Raw genomic sequence first — 21,024 nt, 5'->3', positions numbered from 1 at the left:
CACCAAGGGCGCGGGAGGCCAATCTCCCTCCCGCGCCCCGTACGGCTCCGCCGGTGGAAAGCAAAGTCGGCACGCTAGGGCTTGGCGTGGATATCGTCCACATCTCGTCCTTCGCCGAACAGCTTGCGGCTCCCGGCACCAGCTTCGGCAACTCTTTTGCCGCGCCGGAACGCCGGGCCGCCCGCCGTCGTGCCGTTGAAACCGGCCTCGATGAGGCCTACCACCTAGCCGCCCGCTGGGCAGGCAAGGAAGCCTTCATCAAAGCGTGGTCCGGTGCGCTCCTGGGCCGTGCGCCCGTCGTCGAGACGGTAGACATGGCGCAAATCCAGATAACAAGCGATGCCTACGGGCGTCCATACATCACTCTCACGGGCCGGATCGGCGAGGCGTACGCCCAGTCGGTTCCCGGCACGCGGGCCCTCATTTCCCTCTCCCACGACGGCGACTACGCGATCGCCGTCTGCCAGGTCGTTTGCGCCGAAACCGATTGCGCGTGAGCGAACCCCCTAACCGAAAGATAACAATGATTCGAAATTCTTCACATGCGGCCGCCCGGGCGGCTAGCGCCCGCTGGACAGCTGCCGACATTGCTCGTAACGTTGCCGCGATCGTCCTCGGAACGGCCGCCCTGGCTTTGGCAGCGCAGATCGCAATTCCGTTCAAGCCGGTGCCGGTGACCATGCAGACCCTGGCAGTCGTGCTGGTTGGATGGCGCCTCGGTGCAGGCCGTGGCCTAGCCTCGCTCGCGATTTATGGCGCACTCGGCTCCGCAGGGATGCCGATCTTTGCAGCTGGCAGCTCGGGCGCAGGCGCATCGGCAGGCTTTATCGTGGGCTTCGTGCTCGCGGCGGCATTCGTGGGCTGGATGTCTGCACGCAAGCCTCTCGAAGGTTGGCGTGCCATTGCGGTGTTTGGAGCCGGGCTCGCAATTCCATACGTACCCGGCCTGATCTGGCTATCTGCGGCCACCGGGATGGGCGCGCCGTGGTCAGCGGCAGTGCTTGGCGCTGGTGTGATCCCCTTCATCCCGGGGGACATGCTGAAGCTAGCGATCGCGTCGTCGGTGGCAACAGGTTGGGCGAAGGTTCAGCGGACTTCGTAGAAGCTGGGTGGGATCCCTAGCCGGAAAGCTCGGAGCGAATATGAGCCGATTGCACCCCAACCGTGCATTTGGCCTATCCTAAACCCGTGACTGACAATCTAACTCTGACCGTAAAATGCCCCGACAAGCCCGGAATCACCTACGCGATCACGGGCTTGCTGGCCTCGGTAGGCGGAAACATTCTCGAATCTCAGCAGTTTAACGACCGGGAATCGGGCTACTTCTTTGTGCGAATCGAAGCGGAAGTTCCGGGCGGGATCCCCACCATCGAAAACGCGTTCGCAGCGCTGGCGCGCAACCACGGAATGGACTACACGATCTCACCGGCCGGCCAGCCGATGCGCACCCTCATCATGGTCACGAAAGAATCGCACTGCCTGTCGGACCTGCTATCCAAACAGCGCGAAGGGCGATTGCCGATCGACGTCGTCGGCGTCGTAGGAAACCACGAAACGCTACGCTCGCTCGCCGAGTTTTACGGCAAGGAATTCATTCACATCCCAATCAGTGCCGAAACGAAACCGGAGGCGGAGGCCGAGCTGCTCAAAGTGATCGAGGAGCGCGACGTCGAACTGGTGGTTTTGGCACGCTACATGCAAATCCTATCCGAGGATTTGTGCCGCAAACTCGCCGGTAACGCAATTAATATTCACCACTCGTTTTTGCCGTCCTTCAAGGGCGCGCGGCCATACCAGCAGGCGCACATCCGCGGCGTGAAACTGATTGGCGCAACCGCCCACTACGTGACGGCCGACCTCGACGAGGGACCGATCATCGAGCAAGACGTGGTACGCGTGGCCCACGACGAAGACGAACTTGAACTCATGTCCAAAGGCGCCGAAGTTGAGCGGCAGGTTCTTTCGCGGGCAGTGCGCTGGCATGCCGAACACCGCGTGATGATGAACGGTGAGCGCACGGTCATCTTTAGCTAACAAGGTGATCTTTAGCCAGCGCCATACGATGCCCATCCGGCGTCGCCGAAAACGGATACCCAGTGTGATTGCGCCGCCACGACCTTGAAGCCAAGCCGTTCGTTAACCTTCCACATACCAACATTCGACTCGGCGTTTTCGGTGGAAACTTTCACGACGGACGGGGCGCGTGCCACGAGCATGCGGTACAGCTCGATTTTTGCAAGCGTAGCAAGCCCGCGGCCGCGGTAATCGGCATGCACCCAGGTGTCAGATTGGGCTGCGACCGAACCGCGGTAATGGGCTTCGGTGATTGCGACGACGCGGCCAGACTTCCGCTCGCGGATCATTACCCCGCAGTGTTGGTTTCCGCGATCAATTGAATTTCGCATGGCTTGCGCGTACTCCTGCGCCGAGGTTGTGAACGGAGTGGCCGAATCTGACTGTGGGTGCTCGGCGTTAAACGCGTTAATCGCCGCGATAAATTCGGGCGTAATGCTGTTTGCCAACTCGTTGCCGTAATGCTGGATGTCAAGGTCGGAATCGAGTTGGGGCACGGTGAGTGTGCCGGAGGAAAGGCGACTTGCGAAATGTTCGAGGTGAAGTTCGCAAACCTTTTCGATCAACTCGAGGCCAAAGTTGTTTCTGGAGAGGAAACGGACTGTTGGGTCTGCGGCCGGTAGGCTACCGACGCCAAGGCGCGGGCTGAGCCGCTCGCCGTCGGAATTCGACGACGTCGTCGGCCAAGTTTCTGCCTGCGTGCGGTTGTTTTCGCGCAGGAATTCCAACAACTGTGCGAGTGCTGATGAACCGATGCCGCGACGGCGGAAAGCGGGTGCGACGAAGAGGTCGATGTGAGCCGTATAGGTGTTCTCGTTCTGAGGGAGAATCGCGTGTGCTGCTCCGACGATGGACTGAGCTGGCAGTGCACTGAATCTGGCGGGCTCGGTAGCGGTGGGCGCTAGTGCGAGGGCGAACCTGTGAACTGGGAAATTGGGATTGAGTGGTTGTAGCGATTCTTCGAGGAATTGAGCCACTGTGGGGCTGAGATTATCCGCGTGGTCGGTGAGCTCGATCTGGTGGTCGCGGATGAGATCGTAAAGCCGTTGCCAGGCCGGGCTGACGTGTTCGGCGAGTTGTTGGGCAGTTTCCTGCGGGTTACGTGTGGGAAGTGGGACGAGTACGACGCTGGTTTTGCTGTCTGGGTGCTCTTTTGGGTTTTGGCTCATGGAGCGATTATTCCACGTTGCTTAGGCGCTAAACATTTGTTGTGAAAAACGGCGGTTGTTGTCTGTGAGAATGCTGCCATGTGTTGGTGGCGAAAAAATTTGTCGGAGACGGTTTGTAGAATTTCATTAATCAACATTTCCCGCTTACTACCGGGAGGAACTGCCGAAGGAGGTGTATCTCATGCGTGCTGTTGACGCGGGTTTTGGAATTGTTGCCGCCGAAGAAATCGTGGCCGTCACTCTTGATGAGATCGAGCGCGCTGTGGATATTCTCGCGGGGATCGATTTGCATCAGCTTGGATCCACAGCACGCTTGAGCGTCTCAAGCCGGATGGATCAGATAGCCAAGCGCGTGCGTGGGTTGAGGTACGACGTCGTGGATGCGGTGCGCCGGGAAGGTGACTGGGAGGGTTCTGGCGCCCGGACGGCCGAGATTTTTGAGCAACAGACGGCGAACGGAAACTGCTGAGCTACGCACTCACGATGGATGTGGAACGGTTTGCTAAGAGAGTTAAGGCGTGGGCGATTAAGCACGCGCCGAAAAAGGCGGAGCGCAAGGCAAAAGAAGAGGCGCAAGAAGAGAAACTACACCTCTTCGATAGGGGCGATTATTGGGTAATCAATGGGCGATTAACGCCCATCAATGGCGTGCTCGTGAACAATTTGCTGAACGCGGTGATGAGTACGGCGTATAGCGGCGATGATGCACCTCGCGAGATAGCGCGCCAGAGCTTAGAGCCTCCGCACTCGGCCGCAAGCTTGCCGAGATTGCTCCCGGGGTTGATGCTTCTTACTTTGAAGGTCTAGAGCCTGCCACCTTGGACGACGGCACGCCTTTAACGCCGGGTCAGCTGCAGATGATTTTGGCGGACGCGCAAATTTCGAGGGTGGTTTTCGGGCAGGAATCGGAAGTACTGGATGTGGGGCGAAGATACCGAACAGCCACACCGGCTCAGGCGAGGGCAGTGATTGCTAGAGACAGGCACTGCCAATTTCCAGGATGCACCCAACCGTATTCCAGTAGCAGGATTCACCATGCGCATTATTGGGAAAACGGTGGAAATACAGATCTGGACAACCTGGTAATGGTGTGTTGGCATCATCATGCACTAATCCATCGAGAACAGATAACGGCTATTCATTATGAGAACGGGTGGGAATTCGTTGACGTTCACGGCAGGGTAGTCCAGGAACCGAATGATCGGCAGGGTCGGGACGATTGGTGGAAGCGAAAATGCGCGGAGAATGACCAAGGGAGGAGTGTGCCCATTTCAGGAATCGATGTAGCCTCGTGAGTTCGTGACAAGACCTTGAACGTAGATACTGCTGTAAACTGGCGCAGGTAGACCAACCCGAGACTGGAAACCCAGAGCGCAGGTGGTAGACCAGAGCGCAGGTGGTAGACCAGAGCAGAAGGAGAAGCCGAGATGTCCGACCTACTCAATAAGAGCCTTGACGAGCTCGATCCCGAAATCGCGAGTGTGCTCGAAGACGAGCTGAACCGTCAACGCAATACTCTGGAAATGATTGCGTCCGAAAACTTTGTACCGCGGGCCGTTCTTCAGGCGCAAGGCTCCGTGCTCACGAACAAGTATGCAGAAGGGTATCCGGGGCGTCGGTACTATGGCGGGTGCGAGCACGTTGACGTCGCCGAGCAACTTGCGATCGACAGAGCGAAAGAACTTTTCGGTGCCAACTATGCGAATGTGCAACCACATTCTGGCGCGCAGGCAAACGCGGCGATTTACCACGCCCTGATGGAAACGGGCGACACGGTGCTGGGCCTCGAACTTTCCCATGGCGGGCACCTGACGCACGGTATGAAAATCAACTTCTCCGGTAAAAACTACAACGCCGTCTCCTACGAGGTCTCCGAGGGCGACCACCTCATCGACATGGCCACCGTGCGCGAAAAAGCACTCGCACACAAGCCGAAAATGATTATCGCGGGCTGGTCGGCCTACCCGCGCCAGCTAGACTTCGCCGCCTTCCGTGAGATTGCGGACGAGGTGGGCGCTTATCTGTGGGTGGACATGGCGCACTTCGCCGGCCTCGTAGCCGCCGGGTTGCATCCGAATCCTGTGCCCTACGCCGACGTCGTCACCACCACTATCCACAAGACCATCGGTGGTCCGCGCTCGGGTATGATCTTAGCCCGCGACGCCGAAACCTTCGGGCGCAAGCTGGATTCGGCCGTATTCCCCGGGCAGCAGGGCGGCCCGCTTATGCACGTGATTGCAGCAAAAGCAGTCGCGATGAAAATTGCCGCCTCACCCGAATTCAGGGAACGCCAAGAGCGTACCCTCGAAGGAGCGAAAATTCTGGCCGAGCGCCTCGTCCAAGACGACGTCGCACAAAAAGGAATCTCGGTTGTCTCGGGTGGCACCGATGTACACCTAGTGCTCGTCGATCTGCGCAACGCGGAGATGAATGGACAAGAAGGAGAAGACCTGCTCCACGAAGTCGGCATCACTATTAACCGCAACTCCGTGCCCTTTGATCCGCGGCCCGCATCCGTCTCATCCGGGCTTCGGATAGGCACTCCCGCGCTTGCAAGCCGTGGCTTCGGCGCCGAGGAATTCCGCGAAGTCGCAGACATTATCGCGCAAACGTTGCGCGACGGCAGTGCAGCGGACATCGAAGCTCTCAAAGCAAGAGCGACGAAACTCGCCAAAGAATTCCCGCTCTATGAAGGATTGGACCAGCTCGCATGATATTGATGGACGGCCGGGCAACGGCCGCCGACATCAAGAACGAAGTGGCCCTACGCGTCACACATTTACGCGAACGCGGCTTGGTTCCCGGGCTCGGCACGATCCTCGTAGGTAATGACCCAGGATCGCGCGTGTACGTCGATGCCAAACACCGCGACTGCGAAGAAGTCGGAATCCGGTCACTTCGCATCGAACTACCCACCGATGCACGTACCGAAGACGTCCTTGCAGCCGTTCGGCACTTCAACGAAGCGCCATCGGTTACCGGCTTTATCGTCCAACTACCCTTGCCAGAAGGCTGCGATACAGACGCTGTTATCAATGAGATAGCACCCGAAAAAGACGTCGACGGCCTGCACCAGATCAACGTGGGCAACCTAGCCCGGAAATCAACGGGCGAGCTTCCCTCACCAATTGCGTGCACACCCCGTGGAATTGTGGAACTTGGCAAGCGGCACGGGGTCAACTGGGACGGTGCCGTCGTGTGCGTCATCGGGCAGGGGCAGACGGCAGGTCGGCCACTGTCGCTACTGCTTACGCACGAGGAGATCAATTCGACTGTCATCTCCTGCCACATCGGCACACGCGACCTTGCCGCGCACACTCGGACGGCCGACGTCGTCGTCGCCGCAGCCGGATCGGCAGGGTTGGTGACCCCCGATATGATCAAACCCGGCGCGGCAGTATTTGATGTGGGAGTGACGCGCAAGCAGAATGAGGAAGGCAAATCCAAGCTGGTTGGCGACGTCGATCTGGGTGTTCGCGAACTAGCCGGGTACTTTTCACCAAATCCGGGAGGAGTCGGGCCGATGACCCGCGCAATGTTACTTGTGAACGTGGTCGAAGCGATGGAGCGTAAATGCGAATAGCAACTGTCAACGTCAATGGAATCAGAGCAGCCGTGCGCAAAGGCATGGAAGACTGGGTGGAACAGACGCAGGCCGACGTCGTGCTCTTGCAAGAGGTGCGAGCGCCTGAGGAGCTCGTGGCCGATATCGTCGGCGATCAATACACGCTGATCCAGCAGGCCTCAGTGCTCAAAGGCCGCGCGGGCGTCGCGATTGCCGTGCTCAAGGAACACGAGGTTTCCTCGAGCGTGATCGGAATCGGAACTGAAGAACCCGACCTCGATACCGGCCGGTGGGTGGAAGCAAGCGTGCCGGCATTGGGTACGACTTTTGTTTCCGCCTATCTACACTCCGGGGTTGCCGACAACCCTGAAAAGATGGCTGCGAAATATTCTCATCTCGATCGTGTCGAGGAGCGACTGGCCCAGTTGTTAGCGGAGCGAACAGACGTGATACCACACGTGCTCGTCGGCGGCGATTTCAATATCGTTCACACGCCGCTAGACATGAAGAATTGGAAACCGAATCACAATAAGACCTCCGGCGTACTCGACCCCGAAATCGCGTACCTGAACAGGTGGTTTGAAAGCGATTGGGTTGACGCGCACCGCAAACTCAGCGGGGACGTCCAAGGCCCGTACACGTGGTGGTCCCAGCGCGGCAAAGCTTTCGATAACGATGCCGGATGGCGGATCGACTACCAAATGGTCAACCCGGAGCTAGCCGAACGCGTCGTATCCGCAAGAGTCGATCGAGCGGCCTCCTATGCTGAGCGCTGGTCGGATCACGCACCGCTCGTGATGGAATACGAGGTTTAGTTAATGAGCACCCAAATTGAAATAAAGAGCGAAGACGACGAACCTCCCGCGGTTGTTTCCAAGGGTAAACGCCTCGTGGAATGGGTGATGGACTTTCGGATTGTGCGCGCCGTGCAACGGTATACCACAGCACGTGGGCCGCAACTGTCCGGCGGCATCGCATATTCGGCACTGTTTGCGATTGCCGGTGCCTTAACGATCAGCTTGACGGTATTTTCGTATCTTTTAGGCGGAAATCAGGAGTTGCGAGATCGGCTCTTTGAATCGATCGACGCCACGTTACCGGGCGTGTTGAAAATGGATGGTCCGCACTCTGAGGGCATAGTCGAGCCCTCCGCTTTGATCGTGGACAATCCGTTCAACCTTTACTCTCTTATTGGTTTGCTCGTGTTGCTGTGGTCCTCGATCGGTTTGATGACGGGTATCCGAAATTCGGTTTTGACGATGTTTGGAATTTCGAGAATTCCGCGAAATCCGGCTGTTGCCAAGCTCCTCGATCTGAGCGGCTTCCTCGTGCTTGGCTTGGCAGTGCTGCTGACGACGGTACTGGCTATGGCAGCTCAGTTCTTCGCGGAACCCATGATCGAATTTTTCCAATTCACGGAAGGGACCAGTTCATTCTTACTTTCGCTTGGCACCTTCGTGATCGCGCTGGTCGTCGACATGTGCGTGATCATGTTTTTGATCCGAGTGATGGCAGGCGCCCGTGCGCCCAAACGTGATCTGCTCATCGGCGGACTTGTGGGCGGACTTGGTTCGGGGCTCTTGCGCTATTTGGGAACCTCGGTTGTTGGCTCGGTGTCTGATAACGAGATTCTGCGAGGCTTTGCCGCGATCGTGACGCTGCTGCTCTGGGTGAACTTCCTTGCCCGGTTGCTGCTCCTATCGGCGTGCGTTGTGGCCAATCCACCGTCGCCGGGTAAACCGACGCCCAGCCAGGTTGAACACCTTGAAGAAACCCCCAATTACGTCACCGAATCAGACCCTGAGACGAAGCGCTGGGTACACGATCCGATTTCCGGTACGATCGCGCCAGATCCGCCTGAACACGAGCCCGATCCGGTTCCAGAGTGGAAGGGATTCAAAGCGCGGCGGGCGCGTAAGAAGGTCGATAGGGCAAAGCACAATCTGGAAGTGGCCGAACAGGAGCTGGCCGAGGCCGAACAGGAGTATCGCGACGGCGCATGGGAGGCATTCCATGCGACGACGACGTACACCACGAATCAGGAGCTCACGCAAATAGAAGAGGGCGATGTGAAGTTGGTACGGAAGTGATTTATTCTATCGTTCCGGCAGGGGGTGCGGGCACGCGTTTGTGGCCGCTGTCAAGGAAAAATCATCCGAAATTTTTGACGGATTTGACGGGTGCGGGGCGAACGCTGATTCAGAAAACAGTTGACCGCCTATCGCAGGTTTCGCGCGATACGGTAATTGTGACTGGAATGGCCCATTCCGAGGCCGTTAAGGAGCAACTGAAGCAAATTCCTGCTGAGAACGTGATTGCCGAACCCTCCCCGCGAGACTCGATGGCCGCTATTGCTCTGGCAACCGCAGTGGTTCAAGAGCGCCATGGGGATGTGGTGGTCGGATCGTTCGCGGCGGATCACCTGATTCAAAACGAGCCGGCTTTTCACAACGCGGTTCGCGAAGCCGAACGGGCAGCCGAACGTGACTACCTAGTCACCATTGGGATAGCACCCGATCACCCCGCCACCGGCTTTGGATATATTCGCGGAGGGGAAAAGCTCGAGGGAATGGAAAGCGCCAGGGCCGTCGTCGAATTTGTTGAAAAACCCGATATTGAAACGGCCCGGCGCTATGTGGAAGGCCACTATCTGTGGAACGCGGGAATGTTTGTGGCAAAAACGAGCGTCTTGCTGGGTGCATTGGAGAAGTTCGAACCTGAGCTGTACCGCGGGATCATCGAGATTGCGCGCGCCTACGACACCGAAGCTCGCGAAGAAACCCTGGCACAGGTGTGGCCGGGGTTGAAGAAAATTGCCATCGATCACGCAATTGCCGAACCGCTGGCAGAAGAGGGCGGCGTGGCCGTCGTACCTGCGGACATGGGATGGTCCGACGTCGGTGACTTTGCCTCGCTGCGTGATGTTCTCGACGTCGGGGCAAAGGTATCACCCGGTGGAAGCCAGCAGCCAGTCGTTACGGTTGATGCGCCCGGTGCGCTTGTCTATACGCACTCGAAGCCGATCGCGATTGTGGGGATCGAGGACGCCGTCGTCGTAGAAACTGATGATGCAATCCTCCTAACCACGCGGCCACAAGCTCAGGCTGTGAAGGACGTGGTTGCCAGATTGGCAGACCAGGGCCGGGATGACTTGTGCTAACCGAAGGAAAACGCGCGGTTATGTCATGGTGTATAAGGGTTTAATTTCTGATTTTCGTTCACTGTGCGACTTTTCAGATCGCAGCCGCTATTCTAGTTTTAGCTAACCGCATAGGGGCGGTTTATCAGATAAGGAGTAACACGTGAGGAATCTGAAAAAGTTTGCCGCGGTTGCGGCTGCGACGATGCTCGCTTTGAGCGCCTGCTCGAACGGTGATGGTGATGGCGGCAACGCAGGCAGCGCTGAAGGCGGAAGCAGTGCAGGAGCGTCCAGCGACTACAAGGCATGCATCATTTCCGATGCTGGCGGTTGGGATGATCGATCCTTCAACGAATCAGCCTACAACGGCCTCATGGCCGCAAAAGACGCGCACGGCATCGAATACAACACGGCAGAATCACAATCGGATTCCGACTTCCAGCCGAACGTTGACGCGATGGTTTCCGATGGTTGCGACATGATCATCGGCGTTGGCTTCCTGCTCAAGGATCCGCTCGAAGCCGCTGCACAAGCCAATCCAGATCTACAGTTCGGCCTCGTTGATTCCACCTTCTCCGAAGATACGAATCTTGAAAACGCACGTGCGCTCGTCTTCAACACTGCGGAAGCAGCATTCCTCGCGGGCTACCTCGCAGCGGGAGTGACCGAATCAGGAACGGTAGCAACCTTTGGCGGCATGCAGATTCCTTCCGTAACGATCTTCATGGACGGCTTTGTTGATGGAGTTGCTTATTACAACGAGCAAAAGGGCACGGACGTCAAGGTGCTTGGCTGGGATAAGGAAGCCCAGACTGGTGCAATGACGAACTCCTTCGATGATCAGACCCTTGGCAAGCAGCAGGCGCAGCAGTTCCTTGATCAGGGAGCTGACGTGATCATGCCGGTGGCAGGCCCGGTCGGCCTTGGCGCTGCAGCCGCCATCCAAGAATCCGGCGATGCCTACTTCATCGGTGTTGACTCTGACTGGCATGAGACTGCCCCCGATTACGCCGATTTCATCTTGACCTCGGTGATGAAGGAAATTTCTGCTTCGGTCGAAGATACGGTTGCCGCTGGCGTCAACGGTAAGTTCTCCGCTGAGCCTTACATCGGAACGCTGGAGAACGGTGGCGTAGGGCTTGCGCCTTACCACGATCTCGACGCAGAGGTTTCCGATGAGCTGAAGAAGGAAATCGAAGAGATCAGCCAGAAGATTAAGTCTGGTGAGATCGTCGTTGAGAGCCCGAACGCTCCGTAAAACGAACGATATGAGGGAGGCCCGGCTAGAGTAGCTGGGCCTTCCCGTCGGAAAGGCTGGCGAGTGTGAAACTCGAACTGTCAGGGATCACGAAACGATTCGGATCCCTCGTTGCGAACGACCACATTGACCTCGTGGTTGAAGAAGGCCATATCCACGCGTTGCTTGGGGAAAACGGCGCGGGTAAGTCCACGTTGATGAACGTCCTGTACGGACTGTATGAGGCCGACGAGGGCCAAATTCTGCTCGATGATGAGCCCGTGAAATTTGACGGCCCCGGTGACGCGGTTGCTGCTGGTATTGGGATGGTGCATCAGCATTTCATGCTGATTCCAGTTTTCTCGGTGGCGGAATCTATTGCGCTTGGCTACGAGCCGACGAAAGCCGCGGGTCTGATCGATGTGAAGAAGGCTCGGGAGATCGTGCTCGAGGTGTCCAGCCGGTTTGGTTTTGACCTCGACCCGGATGCGCTGATTGAAGATCTTCCAGTTGGTGCGCAACAGCGCGTCGAAATCGTCAAGGCGCTCTCGCGCGAGGCGAAAGTGCTCATCCTTGATGAGCCAACAGCGGTGCTGACCCCGCAAGAGACCGACGAATTGATGGCGATCATGCGCAAGCTAGCGGAAAGTGGCACCTCGATCGTCTTTATCACGCATAAATTGCGCGAGGTTCGCGCTGTAGCTGACGACATCACGGTGATCCGCCGTGGCAAAGTGGTTGGCCATGCGGATCCGAGCAGTACCGAGGCTGAGCTCGCGACATTGATGGTTGGACGCCCGGTCATGATGAACGTCGAAAAAGATGAGGCTCAAACATCTGGGCTTGGTCTAGAAGTCACGAATTTGACCGCCTTCGATGAGGCCGGTGCCCGCGTTCTGGATGACGTTTCCTTCGATGTTCACAAAGGCGAGATCGTCGCCGTCGCCGGCGTTCAAGGAAACGGCCAAACGGAACTAGCCGAAGTTATCATGGGGCTAAGTGAGGCAACCGGCGGGAAGATATCGCTTAACGGGAAAGAGATTACCGAGCACGACGTACGTCAGACGATCGACGACGGCGTTGGGCTGATACCCGAGGACAGGTCAACCGACGGAGTGATCGCCACTTTCTCAGTGGCTGAGAACCTTATCTTGGACCAGTATCGTGGCGAGCCGTTCTCTCGGGGTCTAGCGCTTAAACCGAAAGTTATCCTCGATAACGCACACCAAAAGGCCGAAGAATACGATATCCGGCTCACAAACGTGACCGATCCGATCTCGACGCTGTCGGGCGGTAACCAACAAAAGGTTGTGGTTGCTCGCGAACTTTCGCGGGATTTGGAATTGCTGATAGCGAATCAGCCCACCCGCGGCGTTGATGTGGGTTCTATCGAATTCATTCACAAGAGAATCGTCGAAGTGCGTGATTCTGGAACACCGGTGCTGCTCGTGTCCTCCGAGTTGGACGAGGTTGTTGCCTTGGCCGACAGGATCATCGTCATGTATCGGGGCAAGATTATTGGCATTGTTCCCGCTGATACGCCGCGAGGAGTACTTGGTTTGATGATGGCCGGTGTGCCGCAAGAAGAGGCGCTCGCGGACGCGGGGGAAGGCGGGTCAAATGTCTCATAAGCAAGCTCGAAATGATGTGCCGGTATCAGCTTGGTTGAAGGGGCTCGCTTATACGGGCCTGAGATCAGGGTGGCTGGTATCCGTGCTCGCCGTCGTGATCGCCTTTGCAATTGGCGCGCTTTTGATCGCGATGTCCGGGGCCTCGGTTGCAGAGGCTTATTACAACATGTTCCGCGGGGCGATTTTCAATCCGGAGGGGCGCAATTTGGCCTACCAAATCAAGCCGCTGACGGATTCTTTGTTCTATGCGATTCCCCTTATTTTAGGTGGCCTTGGCCTGGCGTTCGGCTTCCGAGCCGGCCTCTTTAATATTGGCGGGGCTGGTCAGCTTATATTCGGTGCGCTTGCCGCCGCGTGGGTCGGGTTTAACTATGATTTCCCGCCGGTCATTCACACGCTCCTTGCAGTGCTCGCAGGTATGATTGCCGGCGGTCTGTACGCTTCGATCGCGGGAATTTTAAAGGCCCGCACGGGAGCGAACGAGGTCATCGTCACAATCATGTTGAACTCGATCTCGGGGCTCGCGCTCAGCTACATCTTGCTTCAGCCGTCCTGGCAGGTGCCGGGTACGAACTTCCCGAAAACCCCCAATGTCGCTGACTCAGCGGCGATGACGCCGTTGCTCGATCCACCGTTTAAGATTCATTCCGGAATTATCTTGGCGATCATCGCAACCTTTGTGTTTTGGTGGTTGCTCGAGCGTTCTACTTTCGGATTTGAGGTGCGGGCTGTGGGTGCCAACCCAGACGCCGCGCGCACCTCGGGTATTTCTGTCGGCAAGGTGACCGTGCTGACGATGGTGGTCTCCGGCGCGTATCTGGGGATGGCCGGCGCAAATGAAGCGCTGGGAACGATCGGTTATGTGTCCGGAAATGTTGCGGGCAACGTTGGCTTTGATGCCATTACCGTGGCTCTCTTGGGCCGAAACAAACCGATCGGCACGTTCTTTGCGGGCCTCTTGTTCGGAGCTTTCAAGGCCGGCGGTTATCTCATGCAAAATGCGGGCGTTCCGATTGACATGATCTTGATCTTGCAGTCGACGATCGTGCTTTTGATTGCCGCTCCGGCTTTGGTGCGTTGGCTCTTTAGGCTACCTCAAGCGAACGATGTGAGCTTGCGGCAGTTCATGACGCTTTCTCAGCGTGGAGTAGAGGTCAATCAGGCGAACGCCGACGCTCTTGAGAATGAAGAGCTCCCAGTTCGTGATGAAAGTCGGATTCGCGTGGGGGAGGAGCCACGATGAGTGTGCAAACGGAAACACCGCAGATAGTGGAAATTCACGAGGTTAAACAGCGGCTATCGTGGAAGATCCCGATCACGTTCTTGCTGGCGACGATCCTCTTGCTGTTTTTCGCGGTGACGGTTGAGGGGGATTCCACCCTTCGGCTTAACGATCGTAATCAAGCGTTGAATATCGACGACATCACGGTTAACGCCTCGGGAGTGCTCTGGATTTTCGCCGTCCTAGCAGCACTTGGCGTCGCATGGTCCGTCTTTTCTACGCTTTCTCGCGGAAAGTTTGGCCGGCTAGGTAAAGTCGTCGACGGCGTGGCTATGGTTGCGGTCGGCCTGCTAACCGTGTTTGGTTTCTTGATTTTTGCCGGTGCTGGGTCCTCCGGAGCCGTGACCATCACGTCCACGCTCGTGTCCACGGTTGCAATTTCCACACCCTTGATTTTCGGTGCGCTTTCGGGCGTAGTTTCCGAACGCGTGGGTGTGATTAACATTAATATCGAAGGCCAACTGCTTGCGGGCGCCTTCGCGGGTGTCATGGCCGCCTCGTTTTTTCAAAACGCCTATGTCGGCCTGCTATTCGCGCCGATTGCTGGAGCGGTTCTAGGAGCCCTGCTCGCGCTATTTTCGGTACGTTACGGCGTGGATCAGATCATCGTGGGCGTGGTGCTCAACGTGCTTGCGCTCGGTTTGACCACGTTCTTCTTCGGTACGCTCATGACCGCCAACCAGGCAACTTTGAATACGAACAGGTATTCGCTTAAGCCGATTAAGATTCCCGGGTTATCGGAGATCCCGGTGATTGGGCCCATGCTGTTCAACCAGTCGATCCTGGTGTACATCATGTACGTCGCGGTGATTCTACTTGCGATCTTCATCTTCCGCTCGCGTTGGGGCTTACGTTTGCGAGCGTGTGGTGAGCATCCAAAAGCTGCCGACACCGTGGGAATTAACGTGAACCGCACGCGAACCCTCAACACGATCTTCGCCTCCTCGCTTGCGGGGCTTGGCGGAGCGTTCTTTACGATTGGTTCCGGCCTCGCCTTCACGAACAATATCTCGGCTGGAAATGGGTACATTGCGCTAGCCGCCATGATTCTCGGCAAGTGGCATCCGGTGGGCGCCATGGGTGCAGCCGTCATGTTCGGCTTCGCCCAGGCGGTTGCCCAACTGATTCCGAGCTTGCATGCCGGAATCCCATCGGATCTGGTGAACATGATCCCGTACGTGATCACGATCATCGCGGTGGCAGGGTTCGTAGGCAAGTCTCGCCCGCCAGCTGCTGAGAACGTGCCGTACTTGAAGTGACGGCGGTTTGAAATGTTTGACTGGGACGAGCTGAGAAAGCTGGCTATAGAAGCCATGAAAACCGCCTACGCACCCTATTCCGGATACCCAGTGGGCGCGGCGGGAATCACCAGTGACGGGCGGCTGGTTTCGGGCTGCAACGTAGAAAACGCCTCAACCGGGCTTGGCACGTGCGCTGAAAACGGGATGGTCTCTGCGCTCATCCGGAGCGGGGGAGGCCGCCTCGCCGCGGTCTACTGTGTCAATGGGAACGAGGAAGCTGTAGTGCCGTGTGGAAGGTGCCGGCAGGTCCTCTACGAGCACGGAGGCCCACAGCTGCAGGTGTTTATGCCTGCCGCGGGTCCGCAACCGATGACGTACGTGCTTCCGGAAGCGTTTGGCCCGAACTCTTTGGAAGAGTACAGGCGATCGCAAGAGGCTTGACCAACACGGCAGAATTGACCATGACAGGAGGGGTAGCGAGGTATGAAGAAGTTCGACGCCGTCGACATCATTCGCGCCAAACGTGACGGCCAAAAACTGAGCCGCGAGGAGATCGATTGGACCATTGACGCTTATACGAAAGGTGCAATCGGTGATGAACAGATGGCCGCGCTCGCGATGGCAATCTTCTTGAACGGCATGGACCGGGAGGAGATTTCGCAGTGGACAACCGCGATGATTAACTCCGGTGACAGAATGGATTTCAGTGCGCTTGGAAAGCCGACGGCCGACAAGCATTCCACGGGTGGGGTGGGCGATAAGATGACGCTGCCGCTCGCGCCGCTGGTCGCCGTCTATGGTGTGGCAGTACCACAGCTGTCCGGGCGCGGCTTAGGGCATACGGGAGGAACGCTCGATAAACTTGAGGCGATACCCGGATGGCGAGCAGATCTGAGCAACGATGAAATTATGGCTCAGTTGCGTGATTGTGGAGCCGTGATCTGCGCCGCCGGAGCGGGGCTTGCCCCGGCGGATAAGAAGCTTTACGCTCTGCGTGACGTCACGGCGACGGTCGATTCGATTCCACTGATCGCTTCCTCAATCATGTCGAAGAAGATTGCCGAAGGTACGGATTCGCTCGTACTTGACGTGAAGGTTGGATCGGGTGCGTTTATGAAAGACATCGATCAGGCCCGCGAACTTGCCAGCACAATGGTTGCCCTAGGCCTCGATGCCGGTGTTAAGACCAGCGCGCTCTTAACTGACATGTCTACGCCGCTTGGGCTGAAGGTGGGTAACGGGCTCGAGGTTGAAGAGTCAGTCGAAGTGCTTGCCGGTGGCGGACCGGCCGACGTCGTTGAACTTACAGTCACGCTTGCCCGAGAAATGCTGACGGCAGCGGGCAAGGACGACGATCCGAGTGACGCTCTCAACGACGGGCGGGCCATGGACGTGTGGCGGCAAATGATCGAAGAGCAGGGCGGGGATCCAGATGCGCCGATGCCGAATGCCAAGCACACCCACGACGTGCTCGCGGAAGCCGATGGGATACTCACCGAACTCGACGCGCTTTCGGTAGGCGTGGCCTCGTGGCGCCTTGGCGCGGGCAGGGCAGTGAAATCCGAGCCCGTCCAAGCAGCGGCAGGCATTGAACTCTATGCAAAGCCCGGTGATCGCGTCGCCAAAGGCCAGAAGCTCATGACGCTCCACACCGATGACGAGGCGCGGATTGAGCGTGCGCTTCAGTCGCTCGATGGTGGCATTGAGATCGGCGGAGACTACGAAACCCGCGAATCCGTGGTGCTTGAGCGGGTCGAATGAAGCTGAGCTCACGGTTAAATCTCAGCGCGCTGCTCTCGAGATTAGCCAGACCTTTGCATACGCCCGTAGCTTTCGCATGGCCGGAACAGATTCCAACAGAGGCGCAGTGCACGATGGACGAGTATGCCTCTCATGGTGAACCGTTAAGAGTTGGGGGCGAGCTCGCCCGGCAAACCACGGGGCAGACCTGCGGTGCGATGGTTTTGCTCGTCGCGCGGTCGCTGGGGGAGCCTCAGCTGGCGCAGAGGGTCGAGCGCGAAGGTATCGGCGTCGTCGAAGAAGAGCTGTACCGGGAGCTGCGGCGCGCAGCACTGGGCCCGCTCACATGGCCACGCGCGCTTGGAACCCCGCCGTGGGCGCTGGCTAAAGCCATGGGATATGCGCATACGCCGATCGATACGGCAACCGAGCGCGGTAAGTCCGCCCTGCAGTGGGTATATCACGCAACGGGCATGGGGATACCCGTTCCGCTATATACCGGGGGAGATCTGGGAAGTGGCCCGCAGCGAGCAATTCCTCGGCACGTGGTTCTCGCCCTTCCCGGCGGCGGGCTAACACCGGATGGAATACCCGAAATCCTGATATACAACCCGGGAACGGGATATGTTTATCGTGTCCCCATTTTTGCAATGGCGCAGCGGACAACGCCCCTCGCCGCATTCGGGCGCTGGCCCCACCTCGTGTGGGCGGTGCTCCCAACAAAAGGAGAAGTATGAACGTCGCGAATATGATCGACCACACCCTGCTCAAGCCTGAGGCCACCTTTGACGATGTGGCGGCGCTGGTCAACGAAGCTAAGGAACTTGGCACCTATTCGGTATGCGTTTCACCGTCGATGTTGCCGCTACCGCAGGACGTGGAGCTGGGGGACGTGAAGCTGTGCGTCGTGGTTGGTTTCCCCTCGGGTGCCGTGGTTTCTGAAGCGAAGGCTGCCGAGGCTGCTCGCGCAGTGGCCGCCGGGGCTGATGAGGTCGATATGGTGATCAATATCGGCTATGCGGAAGAGCACGACTGGGACGCCCTCGAATACGATATCGCCGTGGTGCGTGACGCGATCCCGTTTTCCGTCCTGAAGGTGATTATCGAATCTGCGGTGCTCACCGATGAGGAGATCGTCGAGGCGTGCAAGTGTGCGAAAGCTTCGGGGGCAGATTTCGTGAAGACATCCACCGGTTTCCACCCGGCGGGTGGAGCGAGCGTGGAAGCGGTCCGGCTCATGAAGGAAACGGTTGGGGATGAGCTCGAGGTGAAAGCCTCCGGCGGAATTCGCGATGCGGAAACCGCGAAGAAGATGATCGAAGCTGGCGCGACCCGCCTCGGCCTATCCTCCTCGCGTGCCGTCATCGAAGGATTTTAGAGCGAAAGCATCTCGCGCACATCAGCCTTGAAGCGCTCCATGCGCTCGTCGGCTTCAGTACGAGCTGAATCAAGATCGCCGGTGACTGGCACGATCACCTCCAGGTAGCACTTGACCTTCGGCTCGGTTCCCGAGGGGCGCACGATCACGCGATCGCCCTCCGCTGTGAGGATCCGTAGCGCATCCGTGGGCGGAAGATCCGCGGAGCCTTCGACGAGATCCTCGACGCGCGCCACCGGGATACCTAGGAGTTCCGACGGCGGCGTGGCGCGCACCTTCGCCATGGTGGCTGGCATGATCGACAGGTCATCCACGCGGATCGTCACCGGCGCGGTGTGGTAGACGCCGTGGCGTAGCGCGAGCTCGTCGAGCGTATCTTGGAGTGTGCGGCCCTGAGCCTTTGCCGCAGCCGCAGTGATCGCGATCGTGAGCGCGGCCGACACGCCGTCCTTGTCTTTGACTAGATTGGGGTGCACGCAATATCCGATCGCCTCTTCGTAGCCGAAAATGATTTCGGGTGCCCGTGCGATCCACTTGAAACCGGTGAGCGTTGCCGCGTAGTCCAGGCCGTGATGTGCCGCGATCTGCTCGAGCAACTGGGATGAGACGATCGATGAGGCGAGCGTGCCCGATCCTCCGCGTGCCGCTGTTTGGGCGGCTACTTGTTCGCCGAGGATCGATCCGATTTCGTCGCCGGATAGCTGGCGCCAGCCGTGTGGCGTCGGGATCGCCGCCGAACACCGATCCGCATCGGGATCCGAAGCAATGATGATGTCTGCCCCCACGCGTTCGGCCGTAGCGATAGCTTCGTCGAGCGCGCCCTTTTCCTCAGGATTCGGGAAGGCGACTGTTGGAAAATCTGGATCGGGATCAATTTGCGTAGCAACCGGGACGATCGTGAATCCGGCCTGGGTAAGCAAAGGCTCGACGAGTGCATTGCCCACCCCGTGCATTGCGGTGTAGACGATTTTCAGATCGCGTGGCCCATCCGCGGTGAGCGTGAGCGTGTCAGATATGTAGTCCTCGACGATCGTTTCGTCGAGCACGTCCCAGCCGTCCGCCATCGGGACCTCATTGGCTGGCGGGGCAGCGGCGATCTTTTCTGCGATTTGGGAATCAACAGGCGAGATGATCTGAACGCCCTTACCTTCCTCTTCGACCGCGCGGCCGCCAAGGTAGACCTTGTATCCGTTATCGCGCGGCGGATTGTGCGAGGCGGTGACCATTACACCGGCATCCGCGCCCAGTTTGCGAACGGCGTATGCGAGTAGCGGTGTGGGAAGCTCGCGTGGCATGAGCAGTGCTTTCCCGCCGGCTGCGGCAACGATTGCCGCCGTGTCACGGGCAAACTGCGCCGAGTTGTAGCGTGCGTCAAAACCGATGACGACGACCGGATCGGCAAACGTGTCTTTCAGCCATGCGACAAGCCCCGCGGCCGCGCGTCGAACCACGGCCACATTCATCCGATTCGGCCCAGCGGCCATCTCACCGCGAAGGCCTGCGGTGCCAAATTGCAGGGTGCCAGCGAAGCGGTCTTCCAGCTCGGCGAGCGCTTCGGCGTCGTTCTCGGCGCGTGCCAGAAGATCTAGGAGTTCGCCGCGGTCAGATTCGGACGGATCGGCTGCAATCCACTCGTGTACGACAGGGGCTAGTTTGTTCAGTTTAGACATAGCGCTAGAGTACCGCAGGCTAGCCGACTAGCGTTAGAGATTGGTGAGGTTCTGAACCGCTGTAAACGAACCGATCGTAAGCAAGAGAACCCCGAACGCGAGGGTCAGTGTTGACACGCGTGCCCTTCGGCTAATCGGCTCACCGAACAGGCCGCCGATCGCGGAACCGGCGGCAAAAATGAGCACGATCGGCCAGTCGATCTGGACGGGCGTACCGATCCTGCCAAGCAGACCAAAAATTGAGGCAACGAACATCACGAGCACACTTGTGCCTGTTGCCTCGAGCATGGGCAGGCCAAATGCGAGCACAAGTAGGGGAACGACGGCGAATCCGCCGCCAACGCCGAAAATTCCGGACATGAGGCCAACGGCTGTGCCCGCGAGGATAATCTTCCAGGCCTGGGGATGGCTACGTTGCGGCTTCGCGTTGGCTTCGTTGCTCTTGCGAGAACGTTTTCGGGGTTCGCGAGCACGTTCCCGGAGCCCGCGAATGAGCATAAGAGCTGCCACGCACAGCAGGAGGGCGGAGAATAGGACCATCAGGAGCGTGCCCGATAGCAAAGGAGCGATTCTCGCGCCGGCCAATGCGGCAAAGGCCGAGACACTCGCGAAAATAAGGCCGCCTTTCCAGTTCACGTGCCCGTGCCGGGCGTGAGCGATCAGGCTGGTAAGCGCGGAAAGTAATACGATAACGAGCGAGCCCGCGGCGGCCTCGTGCGGGCTTTGCCCAAGAAGATATACGAGTGCGGGTACCGATAAAATTCCGCCGCCGGCGCCGAGCATTCCGACCACGATGCCGATACCGATCCCCGCCACTGCGGAAATGAAAAGTTCCATCGAGCCTAATAGTACAAGCCGGTGGTTCATTTTCTGTTCACGTGGAAGCGGGTACTGTAGAG

General features: G+C 58.2%; 22 protein-coding genes. 19 read left to right on the top strand and 3 right to left on the bottom strand.

The features are described 5' to 3' along the window. Nucleotides 1-53: 53 nt before the first annotated feature. The 3 genes from acpS (at nt 54) to purU (ending at nt 2,034) form a co-directional block, all read left to right on the top strand. Nucleotides 54-497 carry a holo-ACP synthase AcpS gene (gene acpS, locus J2S70_RS01950; RefSeq protein WP_307682068.1) on the top strand — a complete coding sequence of 148 codons (444 nt, stop codon included), beginning with the start codon at nt 54-56 and terminating at the stop codon, nt 495-497. A gap of 26 nt (nt 498-523) precedes the next feature. Then, the gene (locus J2S70_RS01945) at nt 524-1,102 is read left to right on the top strand and encodes a biotin transporter BioY (RefSeq protein WP_307682067.1); all 579 of its coding nucleotides are present in this window, start codon (nt 524-526) and stop codon (nt 1,100-1,102) included. A 68-nt stretch (nt 1,103-1,170) separates the two neighbouring features. After that, entirely contained in the window at nt 1,171-2,034 is an 864-nt protein-coding gene (gene purU, locus J2S70_RS01940) for a formyltetrahydrofolate deformylase (protein WP_407702622.1), read from the top strand. Nucleotides 2,035-2,045: 11 nt separating this feature from the next. Here purU and J2S70_RS01935 read toward each other — a convergent pair whose 3' ends face one another. Next, on the bottom strand, nt 2,046-3,242 hold the full coding sequence (locus J2S70_RS01935; protein ID WP_307682065.1) for a GNAT family N-acetyltransferase: 1,197 nt from the start codon (nt 3,240-3,242) through the stop codon (nt 2,046-2,048). A 181-nt stretch (nt 3,243-3,423) separates the two neighbouring features. On the opposite strand from J2S70_RS01935, the gene J2S70_RS01930 reads away from it, so the two are divergent. From J2S70_RS01930 to deoC, 16 genes are all read left to right on the top strand, one after another. Next, nucleotides 3,424-3,711 (top strand): hypothetical protein, encoded by a 288-nt coding sequence (locus J2S70_RS01930; RefSeq protein WP_307682064.1) that lies wholly within the window; start codon nt 3,424-3,426, stop codon nt 3,709-3,711. Nucleotides 3,712-3,725: 14 nt separating this feature from the next. Next, entirely contained in the window at nt 3,726-4,049 is a 324-nt protein-coding gene (locus tag J2S70_RS01925; protein ID WP_307682063.1) for a hypothetical protein, read from the top strand. A gap of 50 nt (nt 4,050-4,099) precedes the next feature. Next, complete coding sequence (locus J2S70_RS08820; protein WP_407702644.1) at nt 4,100-4,537, top strand: HNH endonuclease signature motif containing protein; 438 nt, start codon at nt 4,100-4,102, stop codon at nt 4,535-4,537. A 132-nt stretch (nt 4,538-4,669) separates the two neighbouring features. Further along, nucleotides 4,670-5,956, top strand: coding sequence for a serine hydroxymethyltransferase (gene glyA / locus J2S70_RS01920; RefSeq protein ID WP_307682062.1), 1,287 nt, complete (start codon nt 4,670-4,672; stop codon nt 5,954-5,956). After that, entirely contained in the window at nt 5,953-6,825 is an 873-nt protein-coding gene (locus tag J2S70_RS01915; RefSeq protein WP_307682061.1) for a tetrahydrofolate dehydrogenase/cyclohydrolase catalytic domain-containing protein, read from the top strand. Before glyA ends, J2S70_RS01915 begins: the two co-directional genes overlap by 4 nt. Continuing rightward, nucleotides 6,816-7,622 carry an exodeoxyribonuclease III gene (locus J2S70_RS01910; RefSeq protein WP_307682060.1) on the top strand — a complete coding sequence of 269 codons (807 nt, stop codon included), beginning with the start codon at nt 6,816-6,818 and terminating at the stop codon, nt 7,620-7,622. Before J2S70_RS01915 ends, J2S70_RS01910 begins: the two co-directional genes overlap by 10 nt. A gap of 3 nt (nt 7,623-7,625) precedes the next feature. Beyond that, nucleotides 7,626-8,897 (top strand): YihY/virulence factor BrkB family protein, encoded by a 1,272-nt coding sequence (locus tag J2S70_RS01905; protein ID WP_307682059.1) that lies wholly within the window; start codon nt 7,626-7,628, stop codon nt 8,895-8,897. Beyond that, on the top strand, nt 8,894-9,967 hold the full coding sequence (locus tag J2S70_RS01900; RefSeq protein WP_307682058.1) for a mannose-1-phosphate guanylyltransferase: 1,074 nt from the start codon (nt 8,894-8,896) through the stop codon (nt 9,965-9,967). Before J2S70_RS01905 ends, J2S70_RS01900 begins: the two co-directional genes overlap by 4 nt. A 142-nt stretch (nt 9,968-10,109) precedes the next feature. Next, a complete protein-coding gene (locus J2S70_RS01895) occupies nt 10,110-11,204 on the top strand; it encodes a BMP family lipoprotein (RefSeq protein WP_307682057.1) in 1,095 nt (364 codons plus the stop codon). Between the two features lie 65 nt (nt 11,205-11,269). Then, the gene (locus J2S70_RS01890; protein ID WP_307682056.1) at nt 11,270-12,814 is read left to right on the top strand and encodes an ABC transporter ATP-binding protein; all 1,545 of its coding nucleotides are present in this window, start codon (nt 11,270-11,272) and stop codon (nt 12,812-12,814) included. Next, complete coding sequence (locus J2S70_RS01885) at nt 12,804-14,057, top strand: ABC transporter permease (RefSeq protein WP_307682055.1); 1,254 nt, start codon at nt 12,804-12,806, stop codon at nt 14,055-14,057. Before J2S70_RS01890 ends, J2S70_RS01885 begins: the two co-directional genes overlap by 11 nt. After that, on the top strand, nt 14,054-15,355 hold the full coding sequence (locus tag J2S70_RS01880; RefSeq protein ID WP_307682054.1) for an ABC transporter permease: 1,302 nt from the start codon (nt 14,054-14,056) through the stop codon (nt 15,353-15,355). The genes J2S70_RS01885 and J2S70_RS01880 overlap by 4 nt, the downstream gene beginning before the upstream one ends. A gap of 12 nt (nt 15,356-15,367) precedes the next feature. Continuing rightward, nucleotides 15,368-15,778 carry a cytidine deaminase gene (locus J2S70_RS01875; protein WP_307682053.1) on the top strand — a complete coding sequence of 137 codons (411 nt, stop codon included), beginning with the start codon at nt 15,368-15,370 and terminating at the stop codon, nt 15,776-15,778. A 42-nt stretch (nt 15,779-15,820) separates the two neighbouring features. Continuing rightward, a complete protein-coding gene (locus J2S70_RS01870) occupies nt 15,821-17,098 on the top strand; it encodes a thymidine phosphorylase (protein ID WP_307682052.1) in 1,278 nt (425 codons plus the stop codon). Beyond that, nucleotides 17,095-17,814 carry a hypothetical protein gene (locus tag J2S70_RS01865; RefSeq protein ID WP_307682051.1) on the top strand — a complete coding sequence of 240 codons (720 nt, stop codon included), beginning with the start codon at nt 17,095-17,097 and terminating at the stop codon, nt 17,812-17,814. Before J2S70_RS01870 ends, J2S70_RS01865 begins: the two co-directional genes overlap by 4 nt. Further along, nucleotides 17,811-18,455 carry a deoxyribose-phosphate aldolase gene (gene deoC, locus J2S70_RS01860; RefSeq protein WP_307682050.1) on the top strand — a complete coding sequence of 215 codons (645 nt, stop codon included), beginning with the start codon at nt 17,811-17,813 and terminating at the stop codon, nt 18,453-18,455. Before J2S70_RS01865 ends, deoC begins: the two co-directional genes overlap by 4 nt. Here the strand turns inward: deoC and J2S70_RS01855 are convergent. Beyond that, a complete protein-coding gene (locus tag J2S70_RS01855) occupies nt 18,452-20,125 on the bottom strand; it encodes a phospho-sugar mutase (protein WP_307682049.1) in 1,674 nt (557 codons plus the stop codon). The two genes, deoC and J2S70_RS01855, sit on opposite strands and share 4 nt — an antisense overlap. A 33-nt stretch (nt 20,126-20,158) precedes the next feature. Beyond that, on the bottom strand, nt 20,159-20,962 hold the full coding sequence (locus tag J2S70_RS01850) for a sulfite exporter TauE/SafE family protein (protein ID WP_307682047.1): 804 nt from the start codon (nt 20,960-20,962) through the stop codon (nt 20,159-20,161). Between the last annotated feature and the right edge of the window lie 62 nt (nt 20,963-21,024).

The sequence above is a fragment of the Trueperella bonasi genome, assembly GCF_030811535.1.
Classification (GTDB): Bacteria; Actinomycetota; Actinomycetes; order Actinomycetales; family Actinomycetaceae; genus Trueperella; species Trueperella bonasi.
This window is presented reverse-complemented; position numbering and strand designations above follow the sequence as displayed.

What these genes read in the sequence shown, in the direction of transcription:
- J2S70_RS01850 (WP_307682047.1), bottom strand. Translation starts at nt 20,962, where the DNA reads ATGGAACTTTTCATTTCCGCAGTGGCGGGGATCGGTATCGGCATCGTG.
- J2S70_RS01875 (WP_307682053.1), top strand. Translation starts at nt 15,368, where the DNA reads ATGTTTGACTGGGACGAGCTGAGAAAGCTGGCTATAGAAGCCATGAAA.
- J2S70_RS01880 (WP_307682054.1), top strand. Translation starts at nt 14,054, where the DNA reads ATGAGTGTGCAAACGGAAACACCGCAGATAGTGGAAATTCACGAGGTT.
- J2S70_RS01865 (WP_307682051.1), top strand. Translation starts at nt 17,095, where the DNA reads ATGAAGCTGAGCTCACGGTTAAATCTCAGCGCGCTGCTCTCGAGATTA.
- J2S70_RS01870 (WP_307682052.1), top strand. Translation starts at nt 15,821, where the DNA reads ATGAAGAAGTTCGACGCCGTCGACATCATTCGCGCCAAACGTGACGGC.
- J2S70_RS08820 (WP_407702644.1), top strand. Translation starts at nt 4,100, where the DNA reads ATGATTTTGGCGGACGCGCAAATTTCGAGGGTGGTTTTCGGGCAGGAA.
- glyA (WP_307682062.1), top strand. Translation starts at nt 4,670, where the DNA reads ATGTCCGACCTACTCAATAAGAGCCTTGACGAGCTCGATCCCGAAATC.
- J2S70_RS01915 (WP_307682061.1), top strand. Translation starts at nt 5,953, where the DNA reads ATGATATTGATGGACGGCCGGGCAACGGCCGCCGACATCAAGAACGAA.
- J2S70_RS01930 (WP_307682064.1), top strand. Translation starts at nt 3,424, where the DNA reads ATGCGTGCTGTTGACGCGGGTTTTGGAATTGTTGCCGCCGAAGAAATC.
- J2S70_RS01925 (WP_307682063.1), top strand. Translation starts at nt 3,726, where the DNA reads ATGGATGTGGAACGGTTTGCTAAGAGAGTTAAGGCGTGGGCGATTAAG.
- deoC (WP_307682050.1), top strand. Translation starts at nt 17,811, where the DNA reads ATGAACGTCGCGAATATGATCGACCACACCCTGCTCAAGCCTGAGGCC.
- J2S70_RS01855 (WP_307682049.1), bottom strand. Translation starts at nt 20,125, where the DNA reads ATGTCTAAACTGAACAAACTAGCCCCTGTCGTACACGAGTGGATTGCA.
- J2S70_RS01905 (WP_307682059.1), top strand. Translation starts at nt 7,626, where the DNA reads ATGAGCACCCAAATTGAAATAAAGAGCGAAGACGACGAACCTCCCGCG.
- J2S70_RS01935 (WP_307682065.1), bottom strand. Translation starts at nt 3,242, where the DNA reads ATGAGCCAAAACCCAAAAGAGCACCCAGACAGCAAAACCAGCGTCGTA.
- J2S70_RS01885 (WP_307682055.1), top strand. Translation starts at nt 12,804, where the DNA reads ATGTCTCATAAGCAAGCTCGAAATGATGTGCCGGTATCAGCTTGGTTG.
- J2S70_RS01910 (WP_307682060.1), top strand. Translation starts at nt 6,816, where the DNA reads ATGCGAATAGCAACTGTCAACGTCAATGGAATCAGAGCAGCCGTGCGC.
- J2S70_RS01945 (WP_307682067.1), top strand. Translation starts at nt 524, where the DNA reads ATGATTCGAAATTCTTCACATGCGGCCGCCCGGGCGGCTAGCGCCCGC.